This window comes from Paenibacillus sp. J45TS6, assembly GCF_018403285.1.
GTDB lineage: Bacteria > Bacillota > Bacilli > Paenibacillales > Paenibacillaceae > Paenibacillus.
In genome coordinates this window covers 401,442-427,037 of the sequence record NZ_BOSJ01000001.1, presented here as the reverse complement: position 1 = coordinate 427,037, position 25,596 = coordinate 401,442, and the positions used below count along the sequence as shown (strand labels likewise).

The window sequence follows — 25,596 nt, the reverse complement described above, 5'->3', positions numbered from 1 at the left end:
CTCATCGTGATGATCATGAATTTGATTAAATCGAGCAGGCTGGAGATGGAACTAGGGTGGTAACGCGAGAACAGTCTCGTCCCTTTTGGGGATGAGGCTTTTTTTATTTTTCTAAATATAGTAATGCGCTATAAAGAAAGGGAGTTTGAAGATGAAACGAGTCGATGTCAAAGAAAAAGCTCGCGCTCGCGAGCAGCGCATCCTCAGTAAATGGAATGCAGAAGATACATTTAAAAAATCAATTGAGAATCGTGAAGGTAGGCCCAATTACGTTCTCTATGAAGGACCTCCTACAGCGAATGGTGCTCCGCATATCGGGCACGTACTTGGCCGCGTTATTAAAGACTTTGTAGGTCGCTATCAAACGATGAACGGCTACCGTGTAGTTCGTAAAGCAGGATGGGATACTCACGGCCTTCCCGTAGAGCTTGGTGTAGAGAAGCAGCTTGGCATCAACGGAAAACATGAGATTGAAAACTACGGCGTAGAAGCTTTTATCAAGAAGTGTAAAGCTAGTGTGTTTGAGTACGAACACAAATGGCGTGAACTAACCGAGGCAATCGGGTACTGGACGGATTTGGATCATCCTTACGTTACACTTGATAACAAATACATCGAAAGTGTATGGAATATTCTTGCAACAATCCATGACAAAGGGCTTCTTTATCGCGGACATCGTGTTAGCCCATACTGTCCTTGCTGTCAGACAACGCTTAGTTCTCATGAAGTAGCTCAAGGATACGAAGACGTTAAGGATCTGAGTGCAACAGCCAAATTCAAACTGGATGATCGTGATGAATATATTCTGGCTTGGACGACAACACCTTGGACGCTTCCTGCTCACGTGGCACTTGCTGTAAATCCAGACATGGAATATGCACGAGTGAAACAAGAAGACGGCACATACATCGTGGCGAAGAACTTGGTAGAAAAAGTGATGAAAGGCGATTATGAAGTTCTTTCTACATTGAAAGGTTCGGAGCTTGTGGGTCTTACTTATACACCGCCGTTTAATTACATCAAAGCAGAAAAAGCAAACATTGTAGTTGGAGCAAGCTTTGTAACAGATGCAAGCGGTACAGGTATCGTTCATATGGCTCCTGCTCACGGGGAAGATGACTATAAAACTTGTCGTGAGAATGGAATCAGCTTTGTAAGTGTAGTTAATTCCGCAGGGAAGTATACAGAAGAAGTTACTGACTTTGCAGGACGTTTTGTAAAAGATTGTGACCTTGATATCGTGAAGTATCTGTCCGAACAAGGCACGCTTTACAGCAAAGAAAAAATCGAACACAGCTATCCGTTCTGCTGGCGTTGTAAATCACCGCTTCTCTACTATGCTATGGACAGCTGGTTTATCGAAACAACAGCTGTGAAAGATCAGCTGATTGCCAATAACAATACAGTAGAATGGTATCCTGGTCATGTTCGTGAAGGACGTTTCGGTAAGTTCCTTGAAGATCTCGTTGACTGGAATATCAGCCGTAACCGCTACTGGGGTACTCCACTGAACGTATGGGTATGTCAGGACTGCGGTGGACAATTTTCACCGCATAGCCATGAGGAACTTCGTAAACATGCGGTAGGCGAAGTGAGCGAGGATCTTGAACTTCATAAGCCATATGTAGATGAAGTGAAAGTACACTGTACACACTGTGAAAATGGGGTAATGGAAAGAACTTCCGAAGTGATTGATGTATGGTTTGACAGTGGTTCGATGCCATTTGCACAGCATCACTATCCTTTTGAGAATAAGGAAACATTTGAACAGCAGTATCCTGCAGACATGATCTGTGAAGGGATTGACCAGACTCGTGGTTGGTTCTACAGCTTGCTTGCGGTATCCACTTTATTTACTGGCAAAGCTCCTTATAAAGCAGTTATGGCAACAGGTCATATCCTGGATGAGAATGGACAAAAAATGTCCAAATCGAAAGGAAATGTAATTGATCCATGGGAGATCATTAATGAATATGGTACAGATGCATTCCGCTGGGCACTACTTGCAGACAGTGCGCCTTGGAACAGCAAACGTTTCTCCAAAGGGATCGTAGGCGAAGCAAAATCAAAAGTGATTGACACGATTGTAAATACACATGCGTTCCTTGCGCTGTATGCTGATATTGATGGATATGATCCAAAAGAGCATCCGTTTAACGGCTCTGAGAACAAGCTGGATCGCTGGGTGCTGTCACGTCTGAACTCGCTCATTGCCAAAGTTCGTAAAGGACTTGAAGTGAATGACTTCCTGAATGCTGCGAAATCGATCGAAGTATTCGTTGATGAGCTGAGTAACTGGTATATCCGCCGTTCCCGTGATCGTTTCTGGGGAAGTGGCCTTAGCGAAGACAAACTGGCTGCTTATGGTACGCTGACAGAAGTGCTGCTTACTTTGTCCAAAGTAATGGCACCATTTACACCAATGTTGGCTGAAGATGTATACGGAAACCTTGGCGGTGAAGGCAGCGTTCACTTGGCTGATTATCCGGTTGCCAATGAATCTCTCATTGACGAAAAACTCGAGCAAGATATGGAGACAGCACGTAATATTGTTGAACTTGCGCGGAACGTTCGTAATGAGACAGGAATTAAGACACGTCAGCCTTTGTCCGCTCTGATTGTATCTCTGCATCAAGATTTCGATCTGCCAGGATATGAAGAGATCATCAAAGAAGAGATCAATGTGAAAACAATTGAAGTAGAAACAAGCGACAGCGGCTTTGTTGATTTCTCATTGAAATTGAATTTGAAAGTAGCAGGTAAAAAATACGGTAAAAATGTAGGCTTCCTGCAAAACCATTTTAAAGGCATGACCGCAGATGAAACTCGTTCGGTTGTAGAGTCTGGAGAATTCAACATTGTCTCCCCAGAAGGAACTGAACTTCACGTTACTAGCGAGGAACTTCTGATCGAGAAAAAAGCAAAAGAAGGATTTGCTGCCGCATCGGGTTACGGTCTGACTGTTGCGCTGAACACGGAAATCACACCAGAACTTGAGCAAGAAGGTTTGGTTCGCGAGGTTGTTCGTGCCGTTCAGGATACAAGAAAGAAACTGGATCTTCCAATTGAAAAACGAGTAAACCTTATGCTTGATGTTGATAATGAGCTAAAAGCGGCGATTGAAGCATTTGAAGATGTACTTCGTGAAAATGTACTCGTAACCGATGTTTCCTTTGGTACTTCGGAAGATATGGAAAAAGTAGAAGCGGGATCTAAAACGATTGGTGTTAAAATCTCGTAAGATATGTATAGGTAGAGGCTAATTCGGTTTTAAAGCGGATATAATAGCATAAAGAACGATATGTAAAAACGAGCCTGAGGGAAATACATTTCCCCTGGCTCGTTTCCGCTTTTTTAATCCTATAAAGGAAAGGATAAGACCACTTAGCGATGACCACAAATCAGAAAGCATCAGATGAAATAAAAGAACTTGAAGAGCAAATTGATGAAATGCACGGGTTGTTACAAAAATTAGCTATGAGCCTTGAGAAGTCACGGATTGCTGATTATACACAGCTCTTGTATAGACCGGCGCGACTCATCTGGCTTAATATTCTTTCAGGTACGGCAAGAGGAGTCGGAATAGCGATTGGTTTTACCTTTTTTGCAGCAACCATCATATATCTCCTTCAGATGCTGGGAGCGTTAAATCTACCCATCGTTGGAGACTACATTGCAGATATCGTACGTATTGTTCAAAGACAATTAGAACTGGATACGCTGTGATTTAATCGTCACCCGGAAGAACATCGGGGGCAAGAATGTTCATTCCTTCGTCATCCTCAAGGTATTTACGATATTGGTTATTTCTTAGAACATATACATTTTCTCCATAGATATCGGTTGCCAGAAAGCTTTCGTAAGCTTCCACGCATCCATCAATTTCTTCCGATGCTTCAATGTACATCGCATTGTAATCATCAACGTTATTGCTTTCAGCTAGAGCAGGAGTATTAGAGTTTCCCCAGCTTTCAACGATTTGCCAGGCATCTTCGCCGTCAAAACCATTCTGAGTATCCTTTTCGTCCAGGCTTGTTCTGCCAAATGGAGGGGTAAGGAACTCTTCTTCGACCGGGCGATCATTAGAAACGACGGTTTCTGGGGCATGTTCTCTACAATAAATGGTATAGGGTACAGCTTCTAGCCGTTCGTAGGGAATCGGCTTACTGCATACGGCGCATACGCCGTAATCGCCTTTTTCCATAAGGGCTAATGCAGAGTCGATGCGCTCAAGCATAAATTCATCATGTTCGTTTAAGGAAATGTCTTTTGCTCGTTCGAACATTTCAGTACCTACATCACCGGGATGATTATCAATCGTGGAAAGTTCTCCTGCTTGATAACGCATGGAGCCGCTAAGTCCATAGTGATCATTGGTTTTGTCACGGTGTTCAATATCTTGTTTTCGCTCAAGAAGCTGCTTGCGCAAACCTTCCATCTCTTGCTTGCTAAGATGCGTCATGGGCATGAATGCTCCTTTACTTGTTACTTGCTTGTGTAGTAATAAAATTGCACTGTCTTGGTGTCTGTATAGAGTGCGCAAAAAGCAAAGGTTTTAGAGAAGGTGTATTTTGCATAATTGGGAGTGAACTCTCTCTATCACTTCAAATAGACGCTGTTCCAGCGGGTGTGCTACAATAAATAAGGCATTACCCATCGAATGGTAAAAGACAATGAACGGAGTGACAAAAACACGGTGATCTATTACGTTATTGCTTTGATTATTTTTCTGGTGGATCAAGGAAGTAAATGGCTCGTCAAAACCAATATGGATTTGGGCCAAGAAATTTCGGTGATCGGAGACTTTTTCTATATTACTTCTCACCGTAACCGGGGAGCGGCTTTCGGTATTCTCCAAGATCAGCGTTGGTTTTTTATTGTAGTAACCATTATTGTGGTAATCGCACTCGTTTGGTATATCCAAAAAATTAAATCCCAGCCTGATAAATTGCTCCCACTGGCTTTATCACTAGTTCTTGCAGGAGCTATTGGTAACTTTTTGGATCGCCTGCTAATGGGTGAAGTCGTTGATTTCTTTAAATTTAATTTTGGAAGCTATACGTTTCCGATTTTTAACGTTGCCGATTCTGCGATTGTAGTGGGGGTAGCTCTTATTATCTTGGACACACTACTTGAATCAAGAAGAGAAAAGCAACGTGAAGATCAACAAGAAGGTCAACAAGAAGGGAAGGAATAAAGATGACAGATCGGTCCGAACAAGAATCGGCTCAAGACATCCAGGAGTGGACCGTCACTGCTGATTATGCAAAGGAACGAATTGATAAATATATTACGGAGAGCATGGATGACGTTTCCCGTTCTCAGGTTCAATTGTGGATTGCAGACGGTCATGTTACCGTAAACGGTGCAAAAGTAAAATCGAACTATAAGCTCAGTGAAGGAGATAACATTACGGTTATCGTCCCAGAGCCGACGGCAGTAGAAATCATTCCTGAAAATATTCCACTAAATGTGGTATATGAAGATGCAAGCGTCATTGTAGTGAACAAACAAAGAGGACTTGTTGTGCACCCGGCGCCGGGTCATACTTCAGGAACTCTGGTGAATGCACTTATGTATCATTGTAAAGATTTGTCTGGTATTAACGGCGAACTTCGTCCGGGAATTGTTCACCGGATTGATAAAGATACATCGGGTCTCCTCATGGCTGCTAAGAATGATAAGGCACATGCCTCGCTTGCTGCTCAGCTGAAAGAGCACAGTGTGAATCGTCGTTATATTGCACTGGTACACGGTCATGTACAGCATGATCAGGGAACCGTGGATGCTCCTATTGGGCGCGACACAAATGACCGTAAAATGTTTACCGTAACGGATCGCAATAGCAAAGAAGCAATAACCCATTTTACTGTATTAGAACGTCTTGGCGACTATACACTGCTTGAATTGAAGCTGGAAACAGGCCGTACGCATCAGATCAGAGTACACATGAAGTTTATTGGTCATCCTCTCGTTGGTGATCCCATGTATGGCCGGAATAAAGGGATAAAAATGAATGGCCAGGCACTTCATGCTCAGACGCTTGGTTTTGTACATCCGGATACAGGGGAACAGATGGAGTTCACCGCTCCACTGCCGCAAGATATGGAAGATGTGCTTGCTTCTTTGCGAAGCAGGTAGTTGATTTTTACTTTAAGTTTAAAATCAGTTCATTAAGAGTGTCGCTTTAAGCGGCGCTCTTTTTTTTGTGCTTCATTCATAATTAATGGTGCTTTCGTGCAAACTAAATGAAAAGCTTAAAGCGTATAATATTGGGTATATAGTGTTATAAGCGTCACTCAGCATAAAATGATAGTGCAAATGATCGGATGTATAGTCCATGGTTTTAACGAACAGAATCCTTCATATTTATACATGGAGATATTCGTTACACAAGGAGATGAAGATACGCGATATGAGTACTAATAAATATCAAGAAACTTTCATTCAAACGAGTTTTGCCGATCGAATCGGCGGTGCGAACTATGGTAAAGACACCAACATTTATAAATTCGAAAAAATAAAACGAGCAAAACAAGCAGCAAAAAAGGACTTCCCAAATATTGAACTCATTGACCTTGGAGTTGGTGAACCAGATGAGATGGCAGATGCAGGGATTGTTGCAAAGCTTGCTGAAGAAGCTGCAAAGGCCGAAAACCGTGGTTACGCGGATAACGGGATTCCTGAATTTAAGGAAGCTGCCGCTAAATACTTAGAAGAAGTGTTTGGGGTAGAAGGAATCGATCCTGTATCCGAAGTCGTACATTCCATTGGTTCAAAACCGGCGCTGGCTATGATCCCATCTGTATTTATTAATCCTGGGGATGTTGCGATCCTGACTGTACCTGGATATCCGGTTCTCGGAACTCACACCAAATATCTTGGCGGAGAAGTGTACAACGTACAGCTCACCAAAGAGAATAACTTTTTACCGGATCTAGCGTCTATTCCAGAGGAAATTGCTCACCGAGCGAAATTGCTTTACTTAAATTATCCGAATAACCCAACAGGGGCAAGTGCTACTACGGAATTTTTTACTGACGTTGTAGAATGGGCTAAGAAATACAACGTAATCGTTGTACATGATGCTCCTTATGCGGCACTTACGTATGATGGTCTCAAACCGCTGAGTTTCTTATCCGTGCCCGGTGCGAAGGATGTGGGCGTTGAGCTTCACTCCCTGTCCAAATCCTACAACATGACAGGATGGCGTATTGGCTTTGTTGCCGGTAATCCTCTTATTGTAAAAGCATTCAGCGATGTAAAGGATAACAATGATTCGGGTCAGTTTATAGCGATTCAAAAAGCGGCAGCGCATGGATTGTCCCATCCAGAAATCACAGAAAAGATTGCAGAGAAATATTCTCGCCGTCACGATATGCTGGTGGAAACTCTTAACGAACTTGGATTCAGAGCGGAAAAGCCGAAAGGTTCTTTCTTCTTATATGTTGAAGCTCCAAAAGGGATCAAAGGCGGACGTCGTTTCGAGACTGGAGAAGACTTCTCTCAATTCCTGATCCGCGAGAAGTTAATCTCCACTGTACCTTGGGATGATGCAGGTCATTTTGTTCGTTTTTCCGTTACGTTTGAAGCGAAAGGCGAAGCTGAGGAGAGACGTGTGATGGAAGAGATCAAACGCCGTTTAAGCGACGTAGAATTTGAATTTTAATCGTAGTCATTCTTTAGTCTTAGTTAAAGAATAAGGATGCAACCTTCTGGTTGTGTCCTTTTTTTACGTGATCTTGAGCCGCAGCAGCTTCATAAAAGATCCATGTGATACATTTCACAGTATTGTCAAGGTTAGAACGACAAAAGGAATAATTTCAAGCTACAATAAGGTTATAAAATAAAGAGGGGGACGTTACTAATGGCGTTTATTGCAATGGTCGCGTTAATTATGGTCTTGGGGTTCACTGGAATTACTTTTCTCTTTAAAAGATTGGCGAAAGACGATCACTAATAAATTTTAGAACCGACAATATATATGGAACAAAAATAAATGTAGAGGACCTGGTGCTGCCAGGTCTTTTTTTATTGAGAAAAGAAAAAAAGAATGGATATTTATACATAATTAACGTATAATTATAAAAATAAGAGCGGTTAAATTGCATAATGACCGGTGTTTAATGTATAAATGATTGTGCTGAAACCCTTTTATCAATCAAGGTGTTGACAGAGGATAAGCTATCTGTCATAATTCATGTTAATGAAGATTTGTTTGAAATTGGTTAATCCTGAGAGGTTAACATTCAGACAAATACATGAATAGCACCTTTAAATCAGTCCCGTGAGACTGGCAAGGTAACGTGATTGGACCCGTTCAAAGCTGCGGCTTTTGTTTCGGATGTCCTTTAGAGCTTAATGACCCGGCGTACGCCTGCCGCGGTTATAAGACTCCTTGCCATGATTTTACGGCAGGGAGTCTTTTTTTTATCTCTTCACGGGACCACTGGTAAAAGGGAAATCCAGAGGAGGTTCGTAAAGCACATGAGTAATGAAGCACATGTCATTATGGATGAGATTGGAATCCGCAGAGCACTAACAAGGATTGCACATGAAATTTTAGAGAAGAACAAAGGAATTGATGACTGTATTCTTGTTGGAATTCGGACCAGAGGAGTTTACCTCGCTGAACGAATTGCAGCGAAGATCGAAGAGATTGAAGGAAAGAAAGTTCCTTGTATCGATCTGGATGTTACTCCTTACCGGGATGATCGGGGTACTGAGGGTAGCAAGAAGAACGAAGAAATTCAGAAGCAGTTAAAAGAAGTAACTCACAATAAAAAAGTGATTTTGTTTGATGATGTATTATACACAGGCCGAACCATAAGAGCGGCAATGGACGCACTGATGGATAGTGGACGTCCGCAAATGATACAGCTTGCTGTACTGGCAGATCGAGGTCACCGGGAGCTCCCAGTAAGACCCGATTTTATCGGTAAAAATATCCCTTCCTCTCGTTCGGAGTTAATCGATGTAGCTCTGAAAGAAGTTGACGGCGTAGATCAAGTCACCATTCAGAACCGGAGGGAAGAAGGATGACAGTTACAGCGAAGAGTGTGAAAGAGCGGAGTTTGCTCGGTCTAAAAGATCTAAGTGTTAGTGAAATCGAATCCATTCTGAACCGGGCAGCCTACTTCGATGCACAGACTGAGAAGCTGAATCCCATTCTAGCTTCTAAATTCGTGGCTAACATGTTTTTCGAGAACAGTACACGAACTCGTTTTTCATTCGAAATGGCAGAGAAGAGATTGGGAGCTGAAGTGCTGAACTTCGCGGCAGCAGCCTCAAGCGTCGAAAAAGGTGAATCGATCTACGATACGGTACGCACACTCGAATCCATGGGAATCGATGCCGGTGTTATTCGGTTAAAACCGCAAGGCGTGTTGCAAGTGCTTGCTGAGAAAGTAAAAGTGCCTCTTATTAATGCAGGGGACGGAAATAATGAACATCCAACTCAAGCACTTCTTGATCTCTACACGATGCGACAAACTTTCGGTGAGCTTCGCGGCTTGAACGTATCCATCATCGGGGACATCAAACATAGTAGAGTAGCCCGTTCGAATCTATATGCACTGCAAAAATTCGGAGCGAAAGTCAGCTTCTGCGCACCAGAAAGCATGAAAGCTCCTGAGCTTGCAGCGCTTGCTCCTTATATCACTCTTGATGAAGCGCTTAAGGCTGACGTTGTGATGTTGCTGCGTGTCCAGTTAGAGCGTCATGATAAAGGAATTGATATGAAAGCGGATGAATATCGCGAAAATTACGGACTTACGGAAGAGCGAGCTGCTAAACTGAGTCCGAAAACGATCATCATGCACCCTGCTCCAGTTAACCGGAATGTAGAGATTGACGATGCGGTTGTAGAAAGTCCGGCATCCCGAATTTTCCCGCAAATGTCAAATGGGGTTCCAATCCGCATGGCAGTTATGGAGAGAGCTTTGATTCTATAATAGAAGAATTCGAAAATATGGGCATTTGTTAACCCTTGCAGTAGTCAAAACATACAATTTAAACATAATGTCCGTTGTTACGATAAAACGGTACCGGAGCGGAGGAAATAACTATGTTACAAATGATTAAAAATGCAAGTGTACTGAATAAAGCTGGGGAACTCGAACAAAAGAACATTCTCATTTCCGAAGGTAAGATTTTGAGTATACACGATGCTGAAGAGGGTTTTGTATTAACCTTTGATAATGAAACGAACCCTAGCGATGTAAACATAGAAGAGATTGATGTAGAAGGAAAATTGGTAGTCCCGGGTCTGATTGATATGCACGTACATTTGAGAGAACCAGGATTTGAACATAAAGAAACAATTGAGTCCGGCAGCCGTTCTGCTGTAAAAGGTGGATTTACCACAATCGCTTGTATGCCGAATACAAGACCAGTAACAGACGATCCCGAAACAGTACAGCTGGTACTAGATAAAGCAAAAGAAGCGGATCTTGCTAAAGTACTTCCTTACGCTGCAATTACCGTAAATGAACTTGGTCGCGATCTGACTGATTTTGATGCACTCAAAGCAGCGGGTGCAATCGGATTTACCGATGACGGTGTTGGTGTACAAAGTGCACAAATGATGAAAGATGCTATGAAAAAAGCGGCAGCGATGGATATGCCAGTTATTGCTCACTGTGAAGACAACTCCTTGGTAGAAGGAGCTTGCGTAGCAGAAGGCGCTTTTGCCGAGAAACATGGTCTGAAAGGCATTCCGAATGAGTCAGAAGCGATTCATGTTGGACGTGATATCTTACTGGCTGAAGCAACGGGCGTACATTATCATGTCTGCCATGTGAGTACAGAGCAATCGGTTCGACTGATCCGTGAAGCGAAGAAGATCGGAATTAAAGTAACAGCTGAGGTTTGTCCTCACCATCTGATTTTGGCAGATGAAGACATTCCGGGTCTGGATGCGAACTGGAAAATGAACCCTCCACTGCGCTCGCGCCGTGATGTAGAAGCATGTATCGAAGGACTTGAGGATGGCACAATCGATATTATTGTTACAGATCACGCACCGCACAGCGAAGAAGAAAAAGCAAAAGGAATGGAACTTGCACCCTTCGGTATCGTTGGTTTTGAAACAGCATTCCCGCTGCTCTATACAAAGTTTGTGGCAACAGGAAAATGGAGTCTTTCCTTCCTGGTAGAGAAAATGACGACTGAACCAGCTCGGGTATTCCGCCTTGATACGGGACGACTGGAAGAAGGAGCACCAGCGGATATCACGGTCATTGACCTTACTACTGAGCGCGCTGTTGACCCAACCGAGTTTGCTACAAAAGGACGCAATACACCATTTACAGGATGGGAACTTACTGGCTGGCCGGTAATGACTTTCGTAGACGGGAAAAAGGTATATTCTGATCCAGCGTTAAGCTAATAAAAGAAATATTACAACTAACAACGTTTTAATGAACTCTTAAATACTGGCTTATTAATAACCAAAATTGAGGCAAGACAACATGAAGGAGTGAAATTGGATGCAGGCACAAGCAAGATTGTTACTAGAAGACGGCACATTGTTCACCGGAAGATCTTTCGGAGCAGAGGGTGAAACAACAGGTGAAGTCGTTTTTAATACAGGAATTACAGGCTACCAAGAGGTGCTGTCTGATCCTTCTTACTGCGGGCAAATCGTAACCATGACTTACCCGCTGATCGGAAACTACGGGATCACACGTGATGATTTTGAATCCATTCGTCCTTATGTTCATGGCTTTGTCACTCGCCGTCATGAACCGGTACCAAGTAACTGGCGCGCAGAATACAGCGTTGATGATCTTTTGAAAGAGTATGGAATTGTAGGAATCAGCGATATCGATACACGGATGTTGACACGCCGTATTCGCCATCATGGAACAATGAAAGGGATTTTGACAACAGGTTCGAAGCCAGTTGAAGAACTTCTGGAAATGATGAAAGATACGACGATTGACGAACTACGCAATCAGGTGCCGCTCACATCAACTAAACACGTATACAGCAGCCCAGGTACAGGAGAGCGAATCGTAGTTGTAGACTATGGCGCGAAAACAGGTATCCTGCGCGAATTGAATAAACGCGGCTGTGACGTAGTGGTCGTACCGCACGATACGACGGCTGATGAAATTCGGAAACTGAATCCAGACGGCATTCAGCTGTCCAACGGCCCTGGGGACCCGAAAGACGTTCCTCATGCGGTAGAGATGATCTCCGAATTGCTTGGCGAATATCCAATCTTCGGGATCTGCCTTGGTCACCAGTTGTTTGCGCTGGCAGCCGGTGCGGATACAGAAAGACTAAAATTTGGTCACCGCGGTGGTAACCATCCGGTCAAAGATTTAGAAACAGGCCGCTGCTATATTACATCTCAAAATCATGGATATACCGTAAATGAAGAGTCAATAAAAGGTACGGACCTGATTGTTACACATATTAACAACAATGATAAATCCATTGAAGGATTAAAACATAAAGAATATCCGGCATTTACAGTACAGTATCATCCAGAAGCAGCACCAGGACCGGAAGATAGTTCCTACTTGTTCGACCGCTTTATTGATATGATTCGTGAACACAAACTTAACCATCCGAAAAAAGCGCGCCAAGCCGTACTTGCCGCAGCAGTGAAGGGAGCACGTTAACATGCCGAAAAATACAGACCTCAAAAAAATCCTTGTTATTGGCTCCGGTCCGATCGTAATCGGTCAGGCAGCAGAGTTTGATTATGCAGGAACGCAAGCATGTCAAGCGCTTAAAGAAGAAGGCGTGGAAGTTGTTCTCATTAACAGTAACCCTGCAACGATCATGACAGACACCAATATGGCAGATAAAGTATATATCGAGCCGATTACGCTTGATTTCGTAACGCAAATCATTCGTCAAGAGCGTCCCGATGGACTTCTACCAACGCTTGGCGGTCAAACGGGTCTTAACATGGCGGTTGAATTGGCGCGCGCTGGAGTGCTGGAGAGCGAAAATGTAAAACTTCTGGGTACACAGCTGACTTCTATTGAAAAAGCAGAAGACCGTGACTTGTTCCGTGAACTGATGCGTGAACTAGAACAACCAGTACCTGAAAGTGTCATCGTAACAACGCTTAATGAAGCTCTCGATTTTGCAAATGAGATTGGTTACCCAATTATTGTTCGTCCTGCATATACGCTTGGTGGAACAGGCGGCGGAATCTGTGCAACAGAAGAAGAACTTCGTGAGATCGTTGCTTCTGGACTTCGCTACAGCCCAATCGGACAATGTTTGGTCGAGAAAAGTATCGCGGGTATGAAAGAAGTAGAATATGAAGTTATGCGTGATGCGAATGACAACTGTATCGTTGTATGTAATATGGAGAACTTTGACCCAGTTGGTGTACATACGGGAGACAGCATCGTTGTGGCACCGAGCCAAACACTCTCGGATCGTGAGTATCAGATGCTGCGTACGGCATCACTCAAAATCATCCGCGCGCTCAATATCGAAGGCGGTTGTAACGTTCAGTTTGCCCTGGATCCACAAAGCTTTCAGTACTATGTTATTGAAGTAAATCCACGTGTAAGCCGCTCTTCCGCTCTGGCATCTAAAGCTACGGGTTATCCAATTGCGAAGATGGCAGCTAAAATTGCAATGGGCTACACACTGGATGAAATTATTAACCCGGTAACGGGTCAAACGTATGCATTCTTCGAGCCGACGCTGGATTATATCGTAAGCAAGATTCCACGCTGGCCATTTGATAAATTTGTATCTGCGAACCGTAAACTGGGAACACAGATGAAAGCAACGGGCGAAGTAATGGCCATTGGCCGTACTTTTGAAGAATCGATTCACAAAGCCGTTCGTTCGCTTGAAATCGGAGCACACCGTATTCATTTGAAAGATGCAGGTCAGCTTGAAGACGAAGTTCTGAGAACACGTCTTATCAAGCCGGACGATGAGCGTATGTTCCTTGTAGCGGAAGCATTCCGCCGCGGTTACTCTTTACAAGAGATTCAGGATCTTACCAAGATTGACTGGTGGTTCCTTGACAAAATCGAAGGAATTATCAAATTTGAAGATCAAATTCGTTCCGAAAAAGAGCTAAGCAAAGAAATGCTCTATCAAGCAAAACGAATGGGCTTCACAGATCGTTCCATTGCCGAGATTCGCGCCGAAGGACAGCCGGGCGAGGCATTCACTACAGAGAAGGAAGTTCGCGAGATGCGTGAAAGAATGCAGCTGCGCCCTGTATACAAAATGGTAGATACATGTGCTGCTGAATTTGAAGCTTCTACACCTTACTACTACTCTAGTTACGAAACAGAGAATGAAGTCATCCCATCTGCAAAAGAGAAAATCGTGGTACTTGGTTCCGGTCCAATCCGAATTGGTCAAGGAATTGAGTTCGACTACTCTACCGTACATGCCGTATGGGCGATTCAGAATGCTGGATATGAAGCGGTTATTATTAACAATAACCCTGAGACAGTATCCACGGACTTCAATACATCTGATCGTCTCTACTTTGAGCCTTTGTTCTTCGAAGATGTAATGAATGTAATTGAACAAGAAAAACCAATCGGTGTTATTGTACAGTTCGGCGGCCAAACCGCAATTAATCTGGCTGCGCCGCTTGCGGCTGCAGGCGTCAAAATCCTGGGTACAGATCTTGCCAGCATTGATGAAGCAGAAGATCGTAAGAAATTCGAAGCGCTTCTATCTAGACTTGATATTGCACAGCCACTCGGTAAAACAGTTACAACAGTAGATGATGCTGTAGTCACTGCACAAAGTATTGGCTACCCTGTACTGGTTCGTCCTTCTTATGTCCTTGGGGGACGTGCAATGGAAATCGTCTACTCTGACAGTGAACTGCTGAGCTATATGGAACAAGCAGTAAAAATCAATCCTGATCACCCAGTATTGATTGACCGCTATATGCTTGGTAAAGAGGTCGAAGTTGATGCAATCTGTGATGGAGAAACGGTTCTCATTCCAGGGATTATGGAGCATGTAGAACGCGCAGGGGTTCACTCCGGTGACTCAATAGCGGTATACCCTCCGCAGCATCTGGAACCGCATTTGAAAGAAAAAGTTGTGAGCATCACGATCAATATTGCAAAAGAACTGAAAACCATTGGACTTGTAAATATCCAGTTCGTCATCTACAAAGATGATGTGTACGTGATTGAAGTAAATCCTAGATCTTCTAGAACAGTACCGTTCCTAAGTAAAGTAACAGGCATTCCAATGGCTAACCTAGCAACACAAGCCATCCTTGGTAAAAAGCTAGCGGATCAAGGTTATGTAGACGGTCTGTGGCCGGAAAGCGAGCACGTATCGGTAAAAGTGCCGGTATTCTCTTTTGCGAAACTCCGCCGAGTGGAACCTACGCTTGGACCTGAGATGAAATCAACGGGTGAAGTAATGGGCCGTGATGTTCAGTATGCAAAAGCACTTTATAAAGGTTTGATCGGTGCAGGAATGAAGATTCCTTCTACCGGTGCAATTATTGCAACGGTAGCTGACAAGGATAAAGACGAAGCAGTTTCACTGCTGGGCGGATTCTTTAAGCTGGGTTACAAAATTATCGCTACAGGCGGTACGGCTGCAGCCCTTGAAGAAGCAGGTATCCCTGTCCAAACCGTGAATAAGCTTAGCGAAGGTACGCCGAACATTCTTGATATGATCCGTACGGGCGAAGCAAACTTTGTCTTTAATACACTGACTAAGGGTAAAACGCCGCAGCGTGATGGATTCCGGATCCGCCGTGAAGCGGTAGAGAACGGTGTGGTATGTATGACTTCCTTGGATACTGTTCGTGCACTCCTGCAAATGCTGGAGACGATTAACTTCTCCTCGGAATCCATGCCGACTTTTAGCCGCTAATTACGCATAGATTCTAGTGAATTTTACAGTAGGACATCGGTCAGCCCATAACTTGCTTGGGCTGGACTTGATGTCCTTTATCACGGATAAGGAAGAAATAACGTTAGCGAAGGAGTAGGGCTCATGACACCTGAATATAAACAAATGGCTGGACGCTTGATGGTTGCTCTGGATTATCCAAACGCAGATGCAGCAAGAGAGTTGGTAGAAAAACTGAAGGGTATTCCTTGCTATATGAAAGTTGGGATGCAGCTGTTTTACACAGCAGGACCTGAATTTGTTAGAGAACTCAAAGAAAAAGGATATTCTGTATTTCTAGACGTGAAAATGCATGATATTCCTAACACCGTTCGCGGAGGTTCCCACAGTGTAACTAGGCTTGGTGTAGATATGTTTAACGTGCATGCCGGAGGCGGATCTGCTATGATGCGTGCCGCACTAGAAGGTGCTAAACAGGCAGCAGAAGAGGAAAATATAGCGCTGCCTACCATTATTGCTGTGACTCAGCTGACGAGCACAGATCAGGAAACGATGAATGATGAGATCGGTATTCCTGGACAAGTTCAGAATACTGTTGTAAGGTATGCACAGCTTGCTAAGGAAGCAGGACTGCACGGCGTAGTGGCATCTCCTCTCGAAGCAGGAAGTATTCACGAAGCGTGCGGGGCAGATTTTATTACGGTAACCCCGGGAATTAGACCGCGCGGCAGTGCAGCAGGTGATCAGTCCCGAGTAACTACACCGCAAGAAGCTATCGCTGGCGGAACTCAGTTTATTGTGGTCGGAAGACCCATTACAGCAGCAGCTGATCCAAGAGCAGCAGCAGAACAAATTATTGAGGAGATGATGAACGCATGACAACGACAACAATCGCAGAAAAAATAGCATCCGCTCTACTAAGTATTGAGGCTGTGGCTTTACGCCCAAATGATCCTTTTACTTGGACTTCCGGTATTAAGTCTCCTATCTATTGCGACAATCGCCTGACCATGTCTTATCCAGAAATCCGTGATCTTATTGCTGAATCCTTCGCCGCTCTCATCCGTGAGCAGTATCCGGAGACAGAAGTGATTGCGGGTACGGCGACAGCAGGTATTCCTCATGCAGCTTTTGTTGCTCAGAAACTGGGTCTGCCTATGATCTATATTCGCGATAAAGCGAAAGGACACGGCAAAGAGAATCAAATCGAAGGACTTGTAAAAGAAGGACAAAAAGTGATTGTCATTGAGGATCTCATCTCAACAGGTGGAAGTTCCATCAAAGCTGCGCAAGCAGTTCAGCAGTCCGGCGCTGAGGTTCTGGCTGTACTTGCCATCTTCAGCTACCAGTTAGACCGTGCAGTGAATGGCTTTGAGGAAGCAGGAATTGCGCTTCAAACCTTGTCTAACTATTCTGCTCTCATTGATGTAGCTCTTCGTGAAGGAGCCATTGCAGAAGGAGATATCGCTCTTCTCCATTCTTGGAGAGAGAACCCTGCGGCGTTTGGTGTATAGGTAAATCCATTTCATCCTATCTCTAGTTTACTTTAATCAAGGGTATATGGATCGGAAGGGTTTCGTTCATCAAATGAAGATATGAAATTGAATAAAATATAATATAGTATGAGAAAAGAGAGTGGTTCCTCTTAAAAGGGGAGACACTCTCTTTTTGTTGTGAAGATAACTTCACTAAAGTAGTAATCTGACTTTTTATCAGCAATAGCTTCAAATTCACAGTGTTTTATAAACCTGAATATAAAAATATCTTTAAAAGGTTGTAACTTCTTCCTCATTTATGTCGTTTATAATGCGAGATAGAAATATTTGTAAGTAAAGTATATTAATTTCCTTATTGAAGCAGGGGGGAGTTACGATTCGAATACCCTTTCGAAAAGCCAAAGAAGAACGTAAATCAACAGTGGATGTGGCAGAGAGGATAGCTCTAGAGGAGCAGGTTGATATAGAAGATGAGTCCGGAGCAGAACAAGAAATAGAACAAGAGATATTACAAGAAGTAGAACATGAGGCATTACAAGAAGCAGAACAAGAAGTAATCCCTAAAGGTCCTGTGCTGCAGGTACAGGAAGTACATCGTAGTTTTGAAACAGGCGGAAGAGCGATTCATGTACTGAAAGGAATTAATATGGAAGTGCAGCCGCAGCAGCTTGTTATGCTGAAAGGTCGCTCAGGTTCAGGAAAGACAACCCTTCTTAATATGCTTGGAGGACTGGACCAACCGACAAGCGGAGAGATCTATTTTGACGGAAGAGCTTTTCATGAAGCAGGAGATGCTGCTCGCACCCGGATGAGAAGGCAGGAGATTGGTTTTATCTTTCAGGCGTATGCCCTCATGCCCCTGTTGTCTGCTTGGGAGAATGTAGAGCTGTCACTTCGTATGGCAGGTGTTCCTAAGGGGGAATGGAACCAGCGTGTCGCTTACTGTCTAGAAATGGTAGGTCTTACAAAACGAGCGAAACACAGGCCGTTTGAATTATCAGGCGGGGAACAGCAGCGTGTTGCCATTGCCAAAGCAATTGCACATAGGCCTAAACTGCTGTTAGCTGATGAACCAACTGCTGAGCTGGATTCCAAAATGGGAGCCCAGATTATGGCCGTATTCCAGAAAATTATTGCCACAGAAGAAGTTAGTATTTGTATGACGACACATGATCCTACGATTTTGGAGGTTGCAGACCATGTTTACGAGATGGTGGACGGCAAATTTATTACATAAAAAGCACCTGCCTAGAGCGGGTAAACGATGGACCCAGTATGTTTTGATCGGAACCCTAAGCCTGTCGTTGACCGGTTGCTCTTTACTTCCAGCTGAGCCGGAAGAGGAAGTGCTGCCGCCGATTACACCGCCGACGATTTCCAAGAAACCCGAATATGAAGTGAGAACCGAAACCATTGAGACGAAAGTGTCCGGTTCTGGCAAGCTGATGAGTCAGCGAGAGGAAAAAGCGTATTTTACACTCGATGGCATGCATGTGAAGGAACTCTATGTGAAGCCCGGGGATAAGGTAAAGGCAGGACAGCAAATTGCGGTGCTCGATGTAGAAGAACTGAATAAACAAATTCGTCAAAAGAAATTGCAGATTCGCAAATCCGAAGTGCAAATGAAAGAGACCCTTCGTAAAAAAGAGGAAATGGATCCTGTGGAGTACGAAGAAGCGGTCATTACTTTTGAAGAGCAAAGACAGGAACTTTCAGACCTGGAGGAACAAGTCGGTAAGTCTACACTTGGGGCACCTTTTAGCGGTACGGTACTTAGCGTTGAAGTTGAAAAGGGAGCAGCGGTAAAGGCTTACGATCCAATTGCTACGATTGCGGATACAGCTAATCTGGTCGTTGCAGCCACCTTTGCGAAGCAGGACCTCGAAGTGATTGCTGCAGGTATGAAGGCTGAGGTGGATATTAACGGAGCTGGTGTGCATCAGGGTACGATTAAAGTGATGCCGGTGAACCTGGGATCAGATTCGAATGGAGGAAATAATGGAGGTGGGGGTACACCGCCTGAACAAGAGTCGCTAGATACATACGTTATTGTTGAGATGGATAAATGGCCAAAAGGACTAAACAGAGGTACGCCGCTCACGGTGAGTGTCGTAACGAAGCGCAAAGAGGATGCCGTACTGATTCCAATCTCAGCTCTTCGCTCTATTGGTTCAAGAACGTATGTCCAAGTGGTAGAAGCGGATGGGAGTAAGCGAGAAGTGGATGTAGAAGCAGGTCAGCAGACATCCACCGATGTGGAGATTCTCAAAGGGCTTACACCAGGGCAGAAGGTGGTTGGAAGGTAATGAAAGGTATCCCCTTGTTACGATTATTGTCTCGCAAAATGTGGAATACACGCTGGCTGACGTTAAGTACCTTGATTGGTCTTATTGTGGCCGTTGGCTTCACGGTGAGTATTCCGATGTATGCTGATGGCGCACTAAAGCGTGTTGTTGCGGAGTCCCTTGAGGATGAGAGCAGCGGTATGCCGGCTGGTTCACTGCTTATGAGTTATCAAGCTCCTGGCGGGACCAAAACGGATCTAAGGGCGCTTGAGGATGTAGATCGATTCATTCAACAGGATATTCCTGCAAAGATCGGATTTGATTACAACACGTATGTTAATATCAGATCCATTCGAAGTACGGAGGTCAGCCCAGAAGATCCGGAAAAAGTAGATGCAAGCCGAATTCGAACCATGACACTCGGGTCAATGAATGATCTCAAAAATCATGTCACGATGAATCAAGGTGTGCTTCCCGGAAATCAGGCTCAGGGTGATCTTATTGAAGCCGTCATGCTGGAAGAAGGGATGTACCGAAATGATCTGCATGTGGGAGACATCATGGAGTATCCTGTATACAGCGGTCTAGATCTTACTCTTCGAGTCAAGATTGTGGGTGCATTTACACCGGATGATACAGCTGATCCATACTGGGTTCAAGGTTTTGAAGGAATGATGAATGGATTTTATGTAGACCCTAGCTTATTTGATACGTATCTTCTTGCAGATCAGAATGTACCTATACAAACATCAAAGTGGTACTACGTTTTTGATCTGAGTCAGATTAAAACGAGTCAGCTTCCTTCCTTAAGCAGTACACTCGAGCGTCTTGATATTGAACTTTATCAGAAGCTAAAGGACACAAAAGTAGATATTTCTTTTGGAGATTTACTTGCTAATTTTCGAAAACAAAGCTTACAGCTCCAAACGATGCTTTTTACACTAGCGGTGCCAATGATTGCGATGGTGTTTTATTTTATCGTGATGAATGCTAGACAGTCTCTGCAAAAGCAGGAAAGTGACATCGCTGTTCTTCGCAGCCGCGGGGCATCCGCCAGACAGATCGTCATTCTATATTTACTGGAGGGCATTGTCCTAGGAGCAATTGCGATGGTTGCAGGACCTTTTCTCGGCTGGTTTATGGCGAAAAGCATCGGCTCAGCAAGTGGGTTTTTGTCCTTTGTTGATCGTAAATCGATTCCGATCGGAATCACACAAGATGCAATTCTACTTGGTGTCGTTGCCGTATTTGCTTCGATTATCGCTTCTGTAATTCCCGCGATGGGATATGCAAGGTCGACAATTGTTGATGCCAAACGCAGGCAAGCAAGAAGTGATAGAAAACCTTTTTGGCAGCGTTGGTATATGGATATTTTATTGCTGGGTCTTGCGGGTTACGGTTACTACCTGTTCTATGAAAGGCAGATGCTGACTTTTCAAACCGGGATGACCACAGATCAGCTCCAAGTACAACCATTTTTATTCTTTGTCCCAGCACTATTCATTTTTGCAGCAGGATTATTCTTCTTACGTATCTTTCCTTGGATTCTCAGGTTCTTCAGCTGGATCGGACGTAAAATCTTTCCGGTGCCTATCTACCTTACGCTAACACAGCTTTCTCGCTCCTCTTCTTCTTATTACCCGCTTATGATCTTGCTCGTACTTACTTTGGGTCTTGGTGTATATAATGCATCTGCTGCGAGGACAATTGATCTGAATTCTACCGAAAGAACTTTGTATCGGTATGGTACGGATGTAGTGATGCAGACGGTATGGGAAGGAACCGCAGAGATGTTACCGAGCACCGGCGGAAATGCAGGGAATGGGGGAGGCTCTGGATCACCAGGTACTGGAGGAGGAAACACAGGTGCTGGTGGCGGGGGAAACCCTGGTGGTGGAGCTGGAGGCGGAGGTTCGGGTTCGCCTGCTCCAAGTAAAATAATATATTCAGAACCGCCTTTTGAAGTTTTTCGCCAGCTGCCTGGTGTAGAACATGCGGCGAGAGTGCTGCAGACCAAGGGAAATGTAGTCATATCAGGTAAATCGGCAGGGCAAGGCATGGTAGTGGGCATTGATAACGTTGATTTTGCAGAGGTTGCCTGGTTCCGTAATGATTTGTTCCCCGCGCATCCGAATAAATATCTAGACCTGCTGGGTCATTATGAGGGAGCGGTCATCATTCCGTCCGGGTTTGCTGATAAATATCAGCTGGAAAGTGGAGATGTACTATCGATTGCCTTGCAGGAACAGATGATGGATTTTGTTGTTTTTGGGATACTGCCCTACTGGCCGGCGCAGTACCCGGATGAGACGCCCTTTTTTATAACTAATCTGGATTATATCTACGATCAAGTTCCTATGATGCCATACGAAGTGTGGCTCAAAATGGAACCTGATGCGCTGGTTGCACCGCTCATTGAGAGACTTGGCAAGGATGGTATCGAGCTGTCATCGGTAAAAGATGTACGGACTGAACTTGTCGCTGAAGGCAAGCATCCTTCAAGGGGAGGGGTATTTGGAATTCTCAGTCTTGGATTCCTGGTATCCATCTTGATCTCACTTATTGGATATGTGCTGTATTGGTTCTTTAACTTATCCGGCCGTGTTGTTCAATTCGGGGTACTCCGCGCAATGGGTCTGCCTCGAGCACAGCTCAGCGGGATGTTGTTACTAGAACAGATTTTTACCGCAGGATTATCGATTGTACTCGGAATTGGGATCGGTGAACTCGCAAGTCGGTTATTTTTACCTTTCCTCCAGACTACAGATAATGTGAAACAGCAAGTACCTCCATTTCGAATTGTTTTTGAACAAAGTGACACGCTTCAGTTGTATGCAGTGACGCTTGTAATGCTGCTGATTGGTGCAGGAATGCTGCTGTGGCAAATCCGAAGACTGAAGGTGCATCAAGCCGTCAAAATGGGAGAGGAGCGGTAAGATGATCCACTGTGAAGGTCTGGTCAAAATTTATAAATCAAGTGAAGTGGAAGTGGTTGCCCTGCAAGGACTCAACCTCACGGTTGAGGACGGAGAAATGATGGCGATCATTGGGAACAGTGGAAGTGGGAAATCTACGCTTTTAAATATTTTAGGCGGGCTAGATCGCCCTTCTGCAGGAACTGCTGTCGTTGGTGATTGGGACCTGCTTAAGATGACAGAACCTCAGCTCGTCGAATATAAACGTCATACCGTCGGATTTATATGGCAGAATAACGGTCGCAACTTACTTCCATACATGACAGCGCTCGAGAATGTGGAGACACCGATGATGCTTGGCGGTAAATATGATCGCGGATATGCCAAACAGCTGCTGGAATGGGTAGGTCTTAAAGATCGTATGCATTCAAGACTTTACCAGCTATCTGGCGGGGAACAGCAGAGGGTTGCGATCGCGATCTCCTTATCTAATAAGCCAAAGCTGCTGCTTGCGGATGAACCTACCGGCTCAGTAGACAGCGAGACGAGTGATCGTATTATGGACATTTTTCGCAAAATGAACCGGGAACTAGGGATTAGTATTGTCATTGTTACACATGATCTAGAGCTCGCGAACAAAGTGGACCGGATTGTTGCTATACGGGATGGGCTGACGAGTACCGAATTTGTGAAACGAAATGATAGTCTCGATACGGAACGCGTTCCAGGCAGTAAAGAAGTGCATGAAGCGTTTGTTATCATTGATCGCGCTGGAAGATTACAGGTACCAAGAGAATACTTAGAGGCACTATCCATTGATGAGCGGGCTACACTTGAATTTGATGGGGAGCGCATCGTCATTACGCAGCCGAAGTAACCATAGAGAGGGAGATTTTCTAATGAAAAAGAGGTCTTTGTTAGCTCGTCCTGTTGTGACATTACTTACTTGTATGACACTGGTGGCGCCGGCAATTGCGGGCTGTACAGCAGCCGAACCATCTCAGCAGCAAGAGCGGGTATTGCGAGTGGGGACGCTATATGGAAGTAATGATGATTCTTACTTCCGTCAGCAGTATACGGACGTGTTTGAAGTGCTAAACGATAATATAACGATTGAGATTGTACCTGCCATTGATCAGAACCAGTATCAGTACTATGATTACACCCAAAAGGAACAACCTGAACAGCCGGATCAACTTGAATCCGTGAAAAAGCTGCTGACCGGGGATAATCCAGTGGACGTTATTATAGGCGATGTAAGTACAATGAGATCTTTGGTCCAGGAAAATATGCTCAAGCAGTTAGATCCTCTCATTGCTGAAGATAAATTTGATACAAGTGATATTGTACCGACAGTACTGGATGGAATTAAAGACATAGGTGATAACAGTCTCTATGCGTTAACTCCGACATTCTCTTCTTCTGCTTTATTCTATAACAAGGCAATCTTTCAAAAAGCAGGCGTAGAACCGCCGGTTGATGGATCCACGTGGGATGACATTTTTGACAAAGCGCGCCGTGTTACGAGTGGAGAAGGGAAAGACCAAATTTATGGCATATCCTTAAATCAATGGGGAAGTGATGCGTTCTATGATGCGCAGACCTATGCAGCCCCTCTTCAATTGCGTACTTATGACGAAAAGGCAGAGAAGATGACGGTGGATAATGATTCGTGGGAAAAAGTATGGTCTACTATTTCTAAGCTAGCTCGTGACAAAGTTCTGGCGGGGCAAGATGCGATGAACAATAACTCAGGGGCACCTGAGGTATTTAATCCATTCCAAGGCAACTTGTTTATGGAAGGCCGTGCCGCGATGGTTATCGCTGATTATGGTTATGTAACCCGTCTGATCAATGACAATAAGTATGCAGAGAAGAACGAAAAATTTAATCCTGTTGAATGGGATGTCGTGACTCCGCCCGTGCATCAAGAGAAACCTGGTGTAGGCGGCAATGTCTATCTCAGCAATTTAATGGCTATTAACAGCAGCGCCCAGAATTCAGATGATGCATGGGAATTTATTAAATTTCTAAACGGTGAAGAATGGGCAAAGATAAGAGCCAGAAGCAGTTACGAACTTGTGTCTCGGAAGAGTTATATTAAGCCTAAAGAAGGCTTGGATTATAATATCGGCGCATTCTATGCACTAAAACCAATTCCACCGGTTAATATGAATCAGTATCAGCTGTATCAAAAAATGCCGAATCTGTGGCAAGTTGATCAAGTAGGACAGAAATATTTTAAACAAGTACTGGATAACAAAAAGACACCAAAAGAAGCACTGGCCGAATGGCAAAAAGAAGGGGACGAAATGTTGCTTAAACTTCAAAAAGATCCAAAAGCATCTTTTGAAGATAAATTGCAATAGGGAGCATCTAGGAGAGATTACTTATCATGCTTATCATGAAATGGGTTCGGAAATTGCTGGTTTGGCTATTGTGGGTTGTACTGATCGTGTTATTTCTTTTTTATCTCGTTTCCTTGATTGCGATCGTGTTGATGGCCATTGCAGATTTTAAGGGACCGTCATAGACGGGCAAGAAATGTATTATTACTAAATAGGTGTTTGAATATTTGAACTATAGCTCTGAGTAACAGCGATTTGGCTGCTGCTCAGAGTTTTTTTATGGAGAGGGGGTTATTTCATATGAAAGAAGGGTATCCTGCTAAAGCAGCTTTAAAATAGAGTAGAGTTAAAGGAAGATGACTCGGTTGAACTGGATCTATTATGCTAGACTATATGTCTCAAAGTTCCAGGCAGGGTGCCTGGCTAAGCGGATGGAGCAAGACGGATGGATTTACGGTCATGATGATCCTAAGCAGGTTGAAGTATATCAATCTCGTAAAGGCAAATATGGCGTTCGATTTATTCCGTAAAAAGGCCTTGACATTTCCATTGCACATCGTGTATATTATTAGAGGTCGCTGTTTTGATTAACTAATGACGCGGGGTGGAGCAGCTCGGTAGCTCGTCGGGCTCATAACCCGAAGGTCGCAGGTTCAAATCCTGCCCCCGCAATTGAAGTACCTACAGCGCTTCATTAACAACAATTACTAGATGTGTAATT

Annotated in this window: 20 protein-coding genes, 1 tRNA gene and 1 other annotated feature (1 of these 22 cut by a window edge); of the genes, 20 read left to right on the top strand and 1 reads right to left on the bottom strand. The window is 44.1% G+C overall.

From position 1 onward, the window contains the following. Positions 1-87: a binding site (T-box leader), on the top strand; it begins 229 nt to the left of the window's first position. 64 nt (positions 88-151) lie between these two features. Continuing rightward, positions 152-3,241: an isoleucine--tRNA ligase gene (gene ileS, locus KJS58_RS02105; protein WP_213529993.1), complete on the top strand. Its 3,090-nt coding sequence runs from the start codon at positions 152-154 to the stop codon at positions 3,239-3,241. Positions 3,242-3,450: 209 nt separating this feature from the next. Continuing rightward, positions 3,451-3,726, top strand: coding sequence for a DUF5665 domain-containing protein (locus KJS58_RS02100; protein WP_249716865.1), 276 nt, complete (start codon positions 3,451-3,453; stop codon positions 3,724-3,726). A 1-nt stretch (position 3,727) separates the two neighbouring features. Here the strand turns inward: KJS58_RS02100 and KJS58_RS02095 are convergent, their stop codons facing one another. Beyond that, positions 3,728-4,462 carry a TraR/DksA C4-type zinc finger protein gene (locus KJS58_RS02095; protein WP_213529991.1) on the bottom strand — a complete coding sequence of 245 codons (735 nt, stop codon included), beginning with the start codon at positions 4,460-4,462 and terminating at the stop codon, positions 3,728-3,730. Between the two features lie 234 nt (positions 4,463-4,696). Between KJS58_RS02095 and lspA the strand changes: the two genes are divergently transcribed. From lspA to KJS58_RS02005, 18 genes are all read left to right on the top strand, one after another. Then, complete coding sequence (lspA, locus tag KJS58_RS02090) at positions 4,697-5,197, top strand: signal peptidase II (RefSeq protein ID WP_213530274.1); 501 nt, start codon at positions 4,697-4,699, stop codon at positions 5,195-5,197. Positions 5,198-5,199: 2 nt separating this feature from the next. Beyond that, positions 5,200-6,141 (top strand): RluA family pseudouridine synthase, encoded by a 942-nt coding sequence (locus tag KJS58_RS02085; protein ID WP_213529989.1) that lies wholly within the window; start codon positions 5,200-5,202, stop codon positions 6,139-6,141. Positions 6,142-6,415: 274 nt separating this feature from the next. Beyond that, complete coding sequence (locus KJS58_RS02080) at positions 6,416-7,669, top strand: LL-diaminopimelate aminotransferase (protein WP_213529987.1); 1,254 nt, start codon at positions 6,416-6,418, stop codon at positions 7,667-7,669. A gap of 818 nt (positions 7,670-8,487) precedes the next feature. Further along, positions 8,488-9,042 carry a bifunctional pyr operon transcriptional regulator/uracil phosphoribosyltransferase PyrR gene (pyrR, locus tag KJS58_RS02075; RefSeq protein WP_160034257.1) on the top strand — a complete coding sequence of 185 codons (555 nt, stop codon included), beginning with the start codon at positions 8,488-8,490 and terminating at the stop codon, positions 9,040-9,042. Then, positions 9,039-9,953, top strand: coding sequence for an aspartate carbamoyltransferase catalytic subunit (locus KJS58_RS02070; RefSeq protein ID WP_213529985.1), 915 nt, complete (start codon positions 9,039-9,041; stop codon positions 9,951-9,953). Before pyrR ends, KJS58_RS02070 begins: the two co-directional genes overlap by 4 nt. A gap of 113 nt (positions 9,954-10,066) precedes the next feature. After that, positions 10,067-11,389: a dihydroorotase gene (locus KJS58_RS02065; RefSeq protein ID WP_213529984.1), complete on the top strand. Its 1,323-nt coding sequence runs from the start codon at positions 10,067-10,069 to the stop codon at positions 11,387-11,389. A gap of 100 nt (positions 11,390-11,489) precedes the next feature. Further along, positions 11,490-12,632 carry a glutamine-hydrolyzing carbamoyl-phosphate synthase small subunit gene (carA, locus tag KJS58_RS02060; protein ID WP_213529983.1) on the top strand — a complete coding sequence of 381 codons (1,143 nt, stop codon included), beginning with the start codon at positions 11,490-11,492 and terminating at the stop codon, positions 12,630-12,632. 1 nt (position 12,633) lies between these two features. Further along, positions 12,634-15,852: a carbamoyl-phosphate synthase large subunit gene (gene carB, locus KJS58_RS02055; RefSeq protein WP_213529982.1), complete on the top strand. Its 3,219-nt coding sequence runs from the start codon at positions 12,634-12,636 to the stop codon at positions 15,850-15,852. A gap of 123 nt (positions 15,853-15,975) precedes the next feature. Beyond that, on the top strand, positions 15,976-16,710 hold the full coding sequence (gene pyrF / locus KJS58_RS02050) for an orotidine-5'-phosphate decarboxylase (protein WP_213529981.1): 735 nt from the start codon (positions 15,976-15,978) through the stop codon (positions 16,708-16,710). Continuing rightward, positions 16,707-17,345, top strand: coding sequence for an orotate phosphoribosyltransferase (gene pyrE / locus KJS58_RS02045; protein ID WP_213529980.1), 639 nt, complete (start codon positions 16,707-16,709; stop codon positions 17,343-17,345). Before pyrF ends, pyrE begins: the two co-directional genes overlap by 4 nt. A gap of 487 nt (positions 17,346-17,832) precedes the next feature. After that, complete coding sequence (locus tag KJS58_RS02040) at positions 17,833-18,564, top strand: ABC transporter ATP-binding protein (RefSeq protein WP_249716858.1); 732 nt, start codon at positions 17,833-17,835, stop codon at positions 18,562-18,564. Beyond that, complete coding sequence (locus KJS58_RS02035; protein ID WP_213529979.1) at positions 18,527-19,633, top strand: permuted SH3 domain-containing protein; 1,107 nt, start codon at positions 18,527-18,529, stop codon at positions 19,631-19,633. The genes KJS58_RS02040 and KJS58_RS02035 overlap by 38 nt, the downstream gene beginning before the upstream one ends. Next, positions 19,633-22,548 carry an ABC transporter permease gene (locus tag KJS58_RS02030; RefSeq protein WP_213529977.1) on the top strand — a complete coding sequence of 972 codons (2,916 nt, stop codon included), beginning with the start codon at positions 19,633-19,635 and terminating at the stop codon, positions 22,546-22,548. The genes KJS58_RS02035 and KJS58_RS02030 overlap by 1 nt, the downstream gene beginning before the upstream one ends. 1 nt (position 22,549) lies before the next feature. Beyond that, complete coding sequence (locus tag KJS58_RS02025) at positions 22,550-23,404, top strand: ABC transporter ATP-binding protein (RefSeq protein WP_191798924.1); 855 nt, start codon at positions 22,550-22,552, stop codon at positions 23,402-23,404. 22 nt (positions 23,405-23,426) lie between these two features. Beyond that, on the top strand, positions 23,427-24,896 hold the full coding sequence (locus KJS58_RS02020; protein WP_213529975.1) for an extracellular solute-binding protein: 1,470 nt from the start codon (positions 23,427-23,429) through the stop codon (positions 24,894-24,896). Positions 24,897-24,922: 26 nt separating this feature from the next. After that, positions 24,923-25,060, top strand: a complete 138-nt coding sequence (locus tag KJS58_RS02015) for a hypothetical protein (RefSeq protein WP_213529973.1) — start codon at positions 24,923-24,925, stop codon at positions 25,058-25,060. Between the two features lie 180 nt (positions 25,061-25,240). Continuing rightward, positions 25,241-25,405 (top strand): hypothetical protein, encoded by a 165-nt coding sequence (locus KJS58_RS02010; protein WP_191798927.1) that lies wholly within the window; start codon positions 25,241-25,243, stop codon positions 25,403-25,405. A gap of 68 nt (positions 25,406-25,473) precedes the next feature. Then, positions 25,474-25,547, top strand: a tRNA-Met gene (locus tag KJS58_RS02005). Positions 25,548-25,596 lie beyond the last annotated feature (49 nt).

Excerpts from the sequence above, each read along its gene's own strand:
- KJS58_RS02025 (WP_191798924.1), top strand. The coding sequence starts at position 22,550 with ATGATCCACTGTGAAGGTCTGGTCAAAATTTATAAATCAAGTGAAGTG.
- carB (WP_213529982.1), top strand. The coding sequence starts at position 12,634 with ATGCCGAAAAATACAGACCTCAAAAAAATCCTTGTTATTGGCTCCGGT.
- KJS58_RS02015 (WP_213529973.1), top strand. The coding sequence starts at position 24,923 with ATGCTTATCATGAAATGGGTTCGGAAATTGCTGGTTTGGCTATTGTGG.
- KJS58_RS02035 (WP_213529979.1), top strand. The coding sequence starts at position 18,527 with ATGTTTACGAGATGGTGGACGGCAAATTTATTACATAAAAAGCACCTG.
- pyrE (WP_213529980.1), top strand. The coding sequence starts at position 16,707 with ATGACAACGACAACAATCGCAGAAAAAATAGCATCCGCTCTACTAAGT.
- KJS58_RS02070 (WP_213529985.1), top strand. The coding sequence starts at position 9,039 with ATGACAGTTACAGCGAAGAGTGTGAAAGAGCGGAGTTTGCTCGGTCTA.
- KJS58_RS02065 (WP_213529984.1), top strand. The coding sequence starts at position 10,067 with ATGTTACAAATGATTAAAAATGCAAGTGTACTGAATAAAGCTGGGGAA.
- KJS58_RS02080 (WP_213529987.1), top strand. The coding sequence starts at position 6,416 with ATGAGTACTAATAAATATCAAGAAACTTTCATTCAAACGAGTTTTGCC.
- carA (WP_213529983.1), top strand. The coding sequence starts at position 11,490 with ATGCAGGCACAAGCAAGATTGTTACTAGAAGACGGCACATTGTTCACC.
- ileS (WP_213529993.1), top strand. The coding sequence starts at position 152 with ATGAAACGAGTCGATGTCAAAGAAAAAGCTCGCGCTCGCGAGCAGCGC.
- KJS58_RS02030 (WP_213529977.1), top strand. The coding sequence starts at position 19,633 with ATGAAAGGTATCCCCTTGTTACGATTATTGTCTCGCAAAATGTGGAAT.
- KJS58_RS02085 (WP_213529989.1), top strand. The coding sequence starts at position 5,200 with ATGACAGATCGGTCCGAACAAGAATCGGCTCAAGACATCCAGGAGTGG.
- KJS58_RS02095 (WP_213529991.1), bottom strand. The coding sequence starts at position 4,462 with ATGACGCATCTTAGCAAGCAAGAGATGGAAGGTTTGCGCAAGCAGCTT.
- KJS58_RS02020 (WP_213529975.1), top strand. The coding sequence starts at position 23,427 with ATGAAAAAGAGGTCTTTGTTAGCTCGTCCTGTTGTGACATTACTTACT.
- pyrR (WP_160034257.1), top strand. The coding sequence starts at position 8,488 with ATGAGTAATGAAGCACATGTCATTATGGATGAGATTGGAATCCGCAGA.
- KJS58_RS02100 (WP_249716865.1), top strand. The coding sequence starts at position 3,451 with ATGCACGGGTTGTTACAAAAATTAGCTATGAGCCTTGAGAAGTCACGG.
- pyrF (WP_213529981.1), top strand. The coding sequence starts at position 15,976 with ATGACACCTGAATATAAACAAATGGCTGGACGCTTGATGGTTGCTCTG.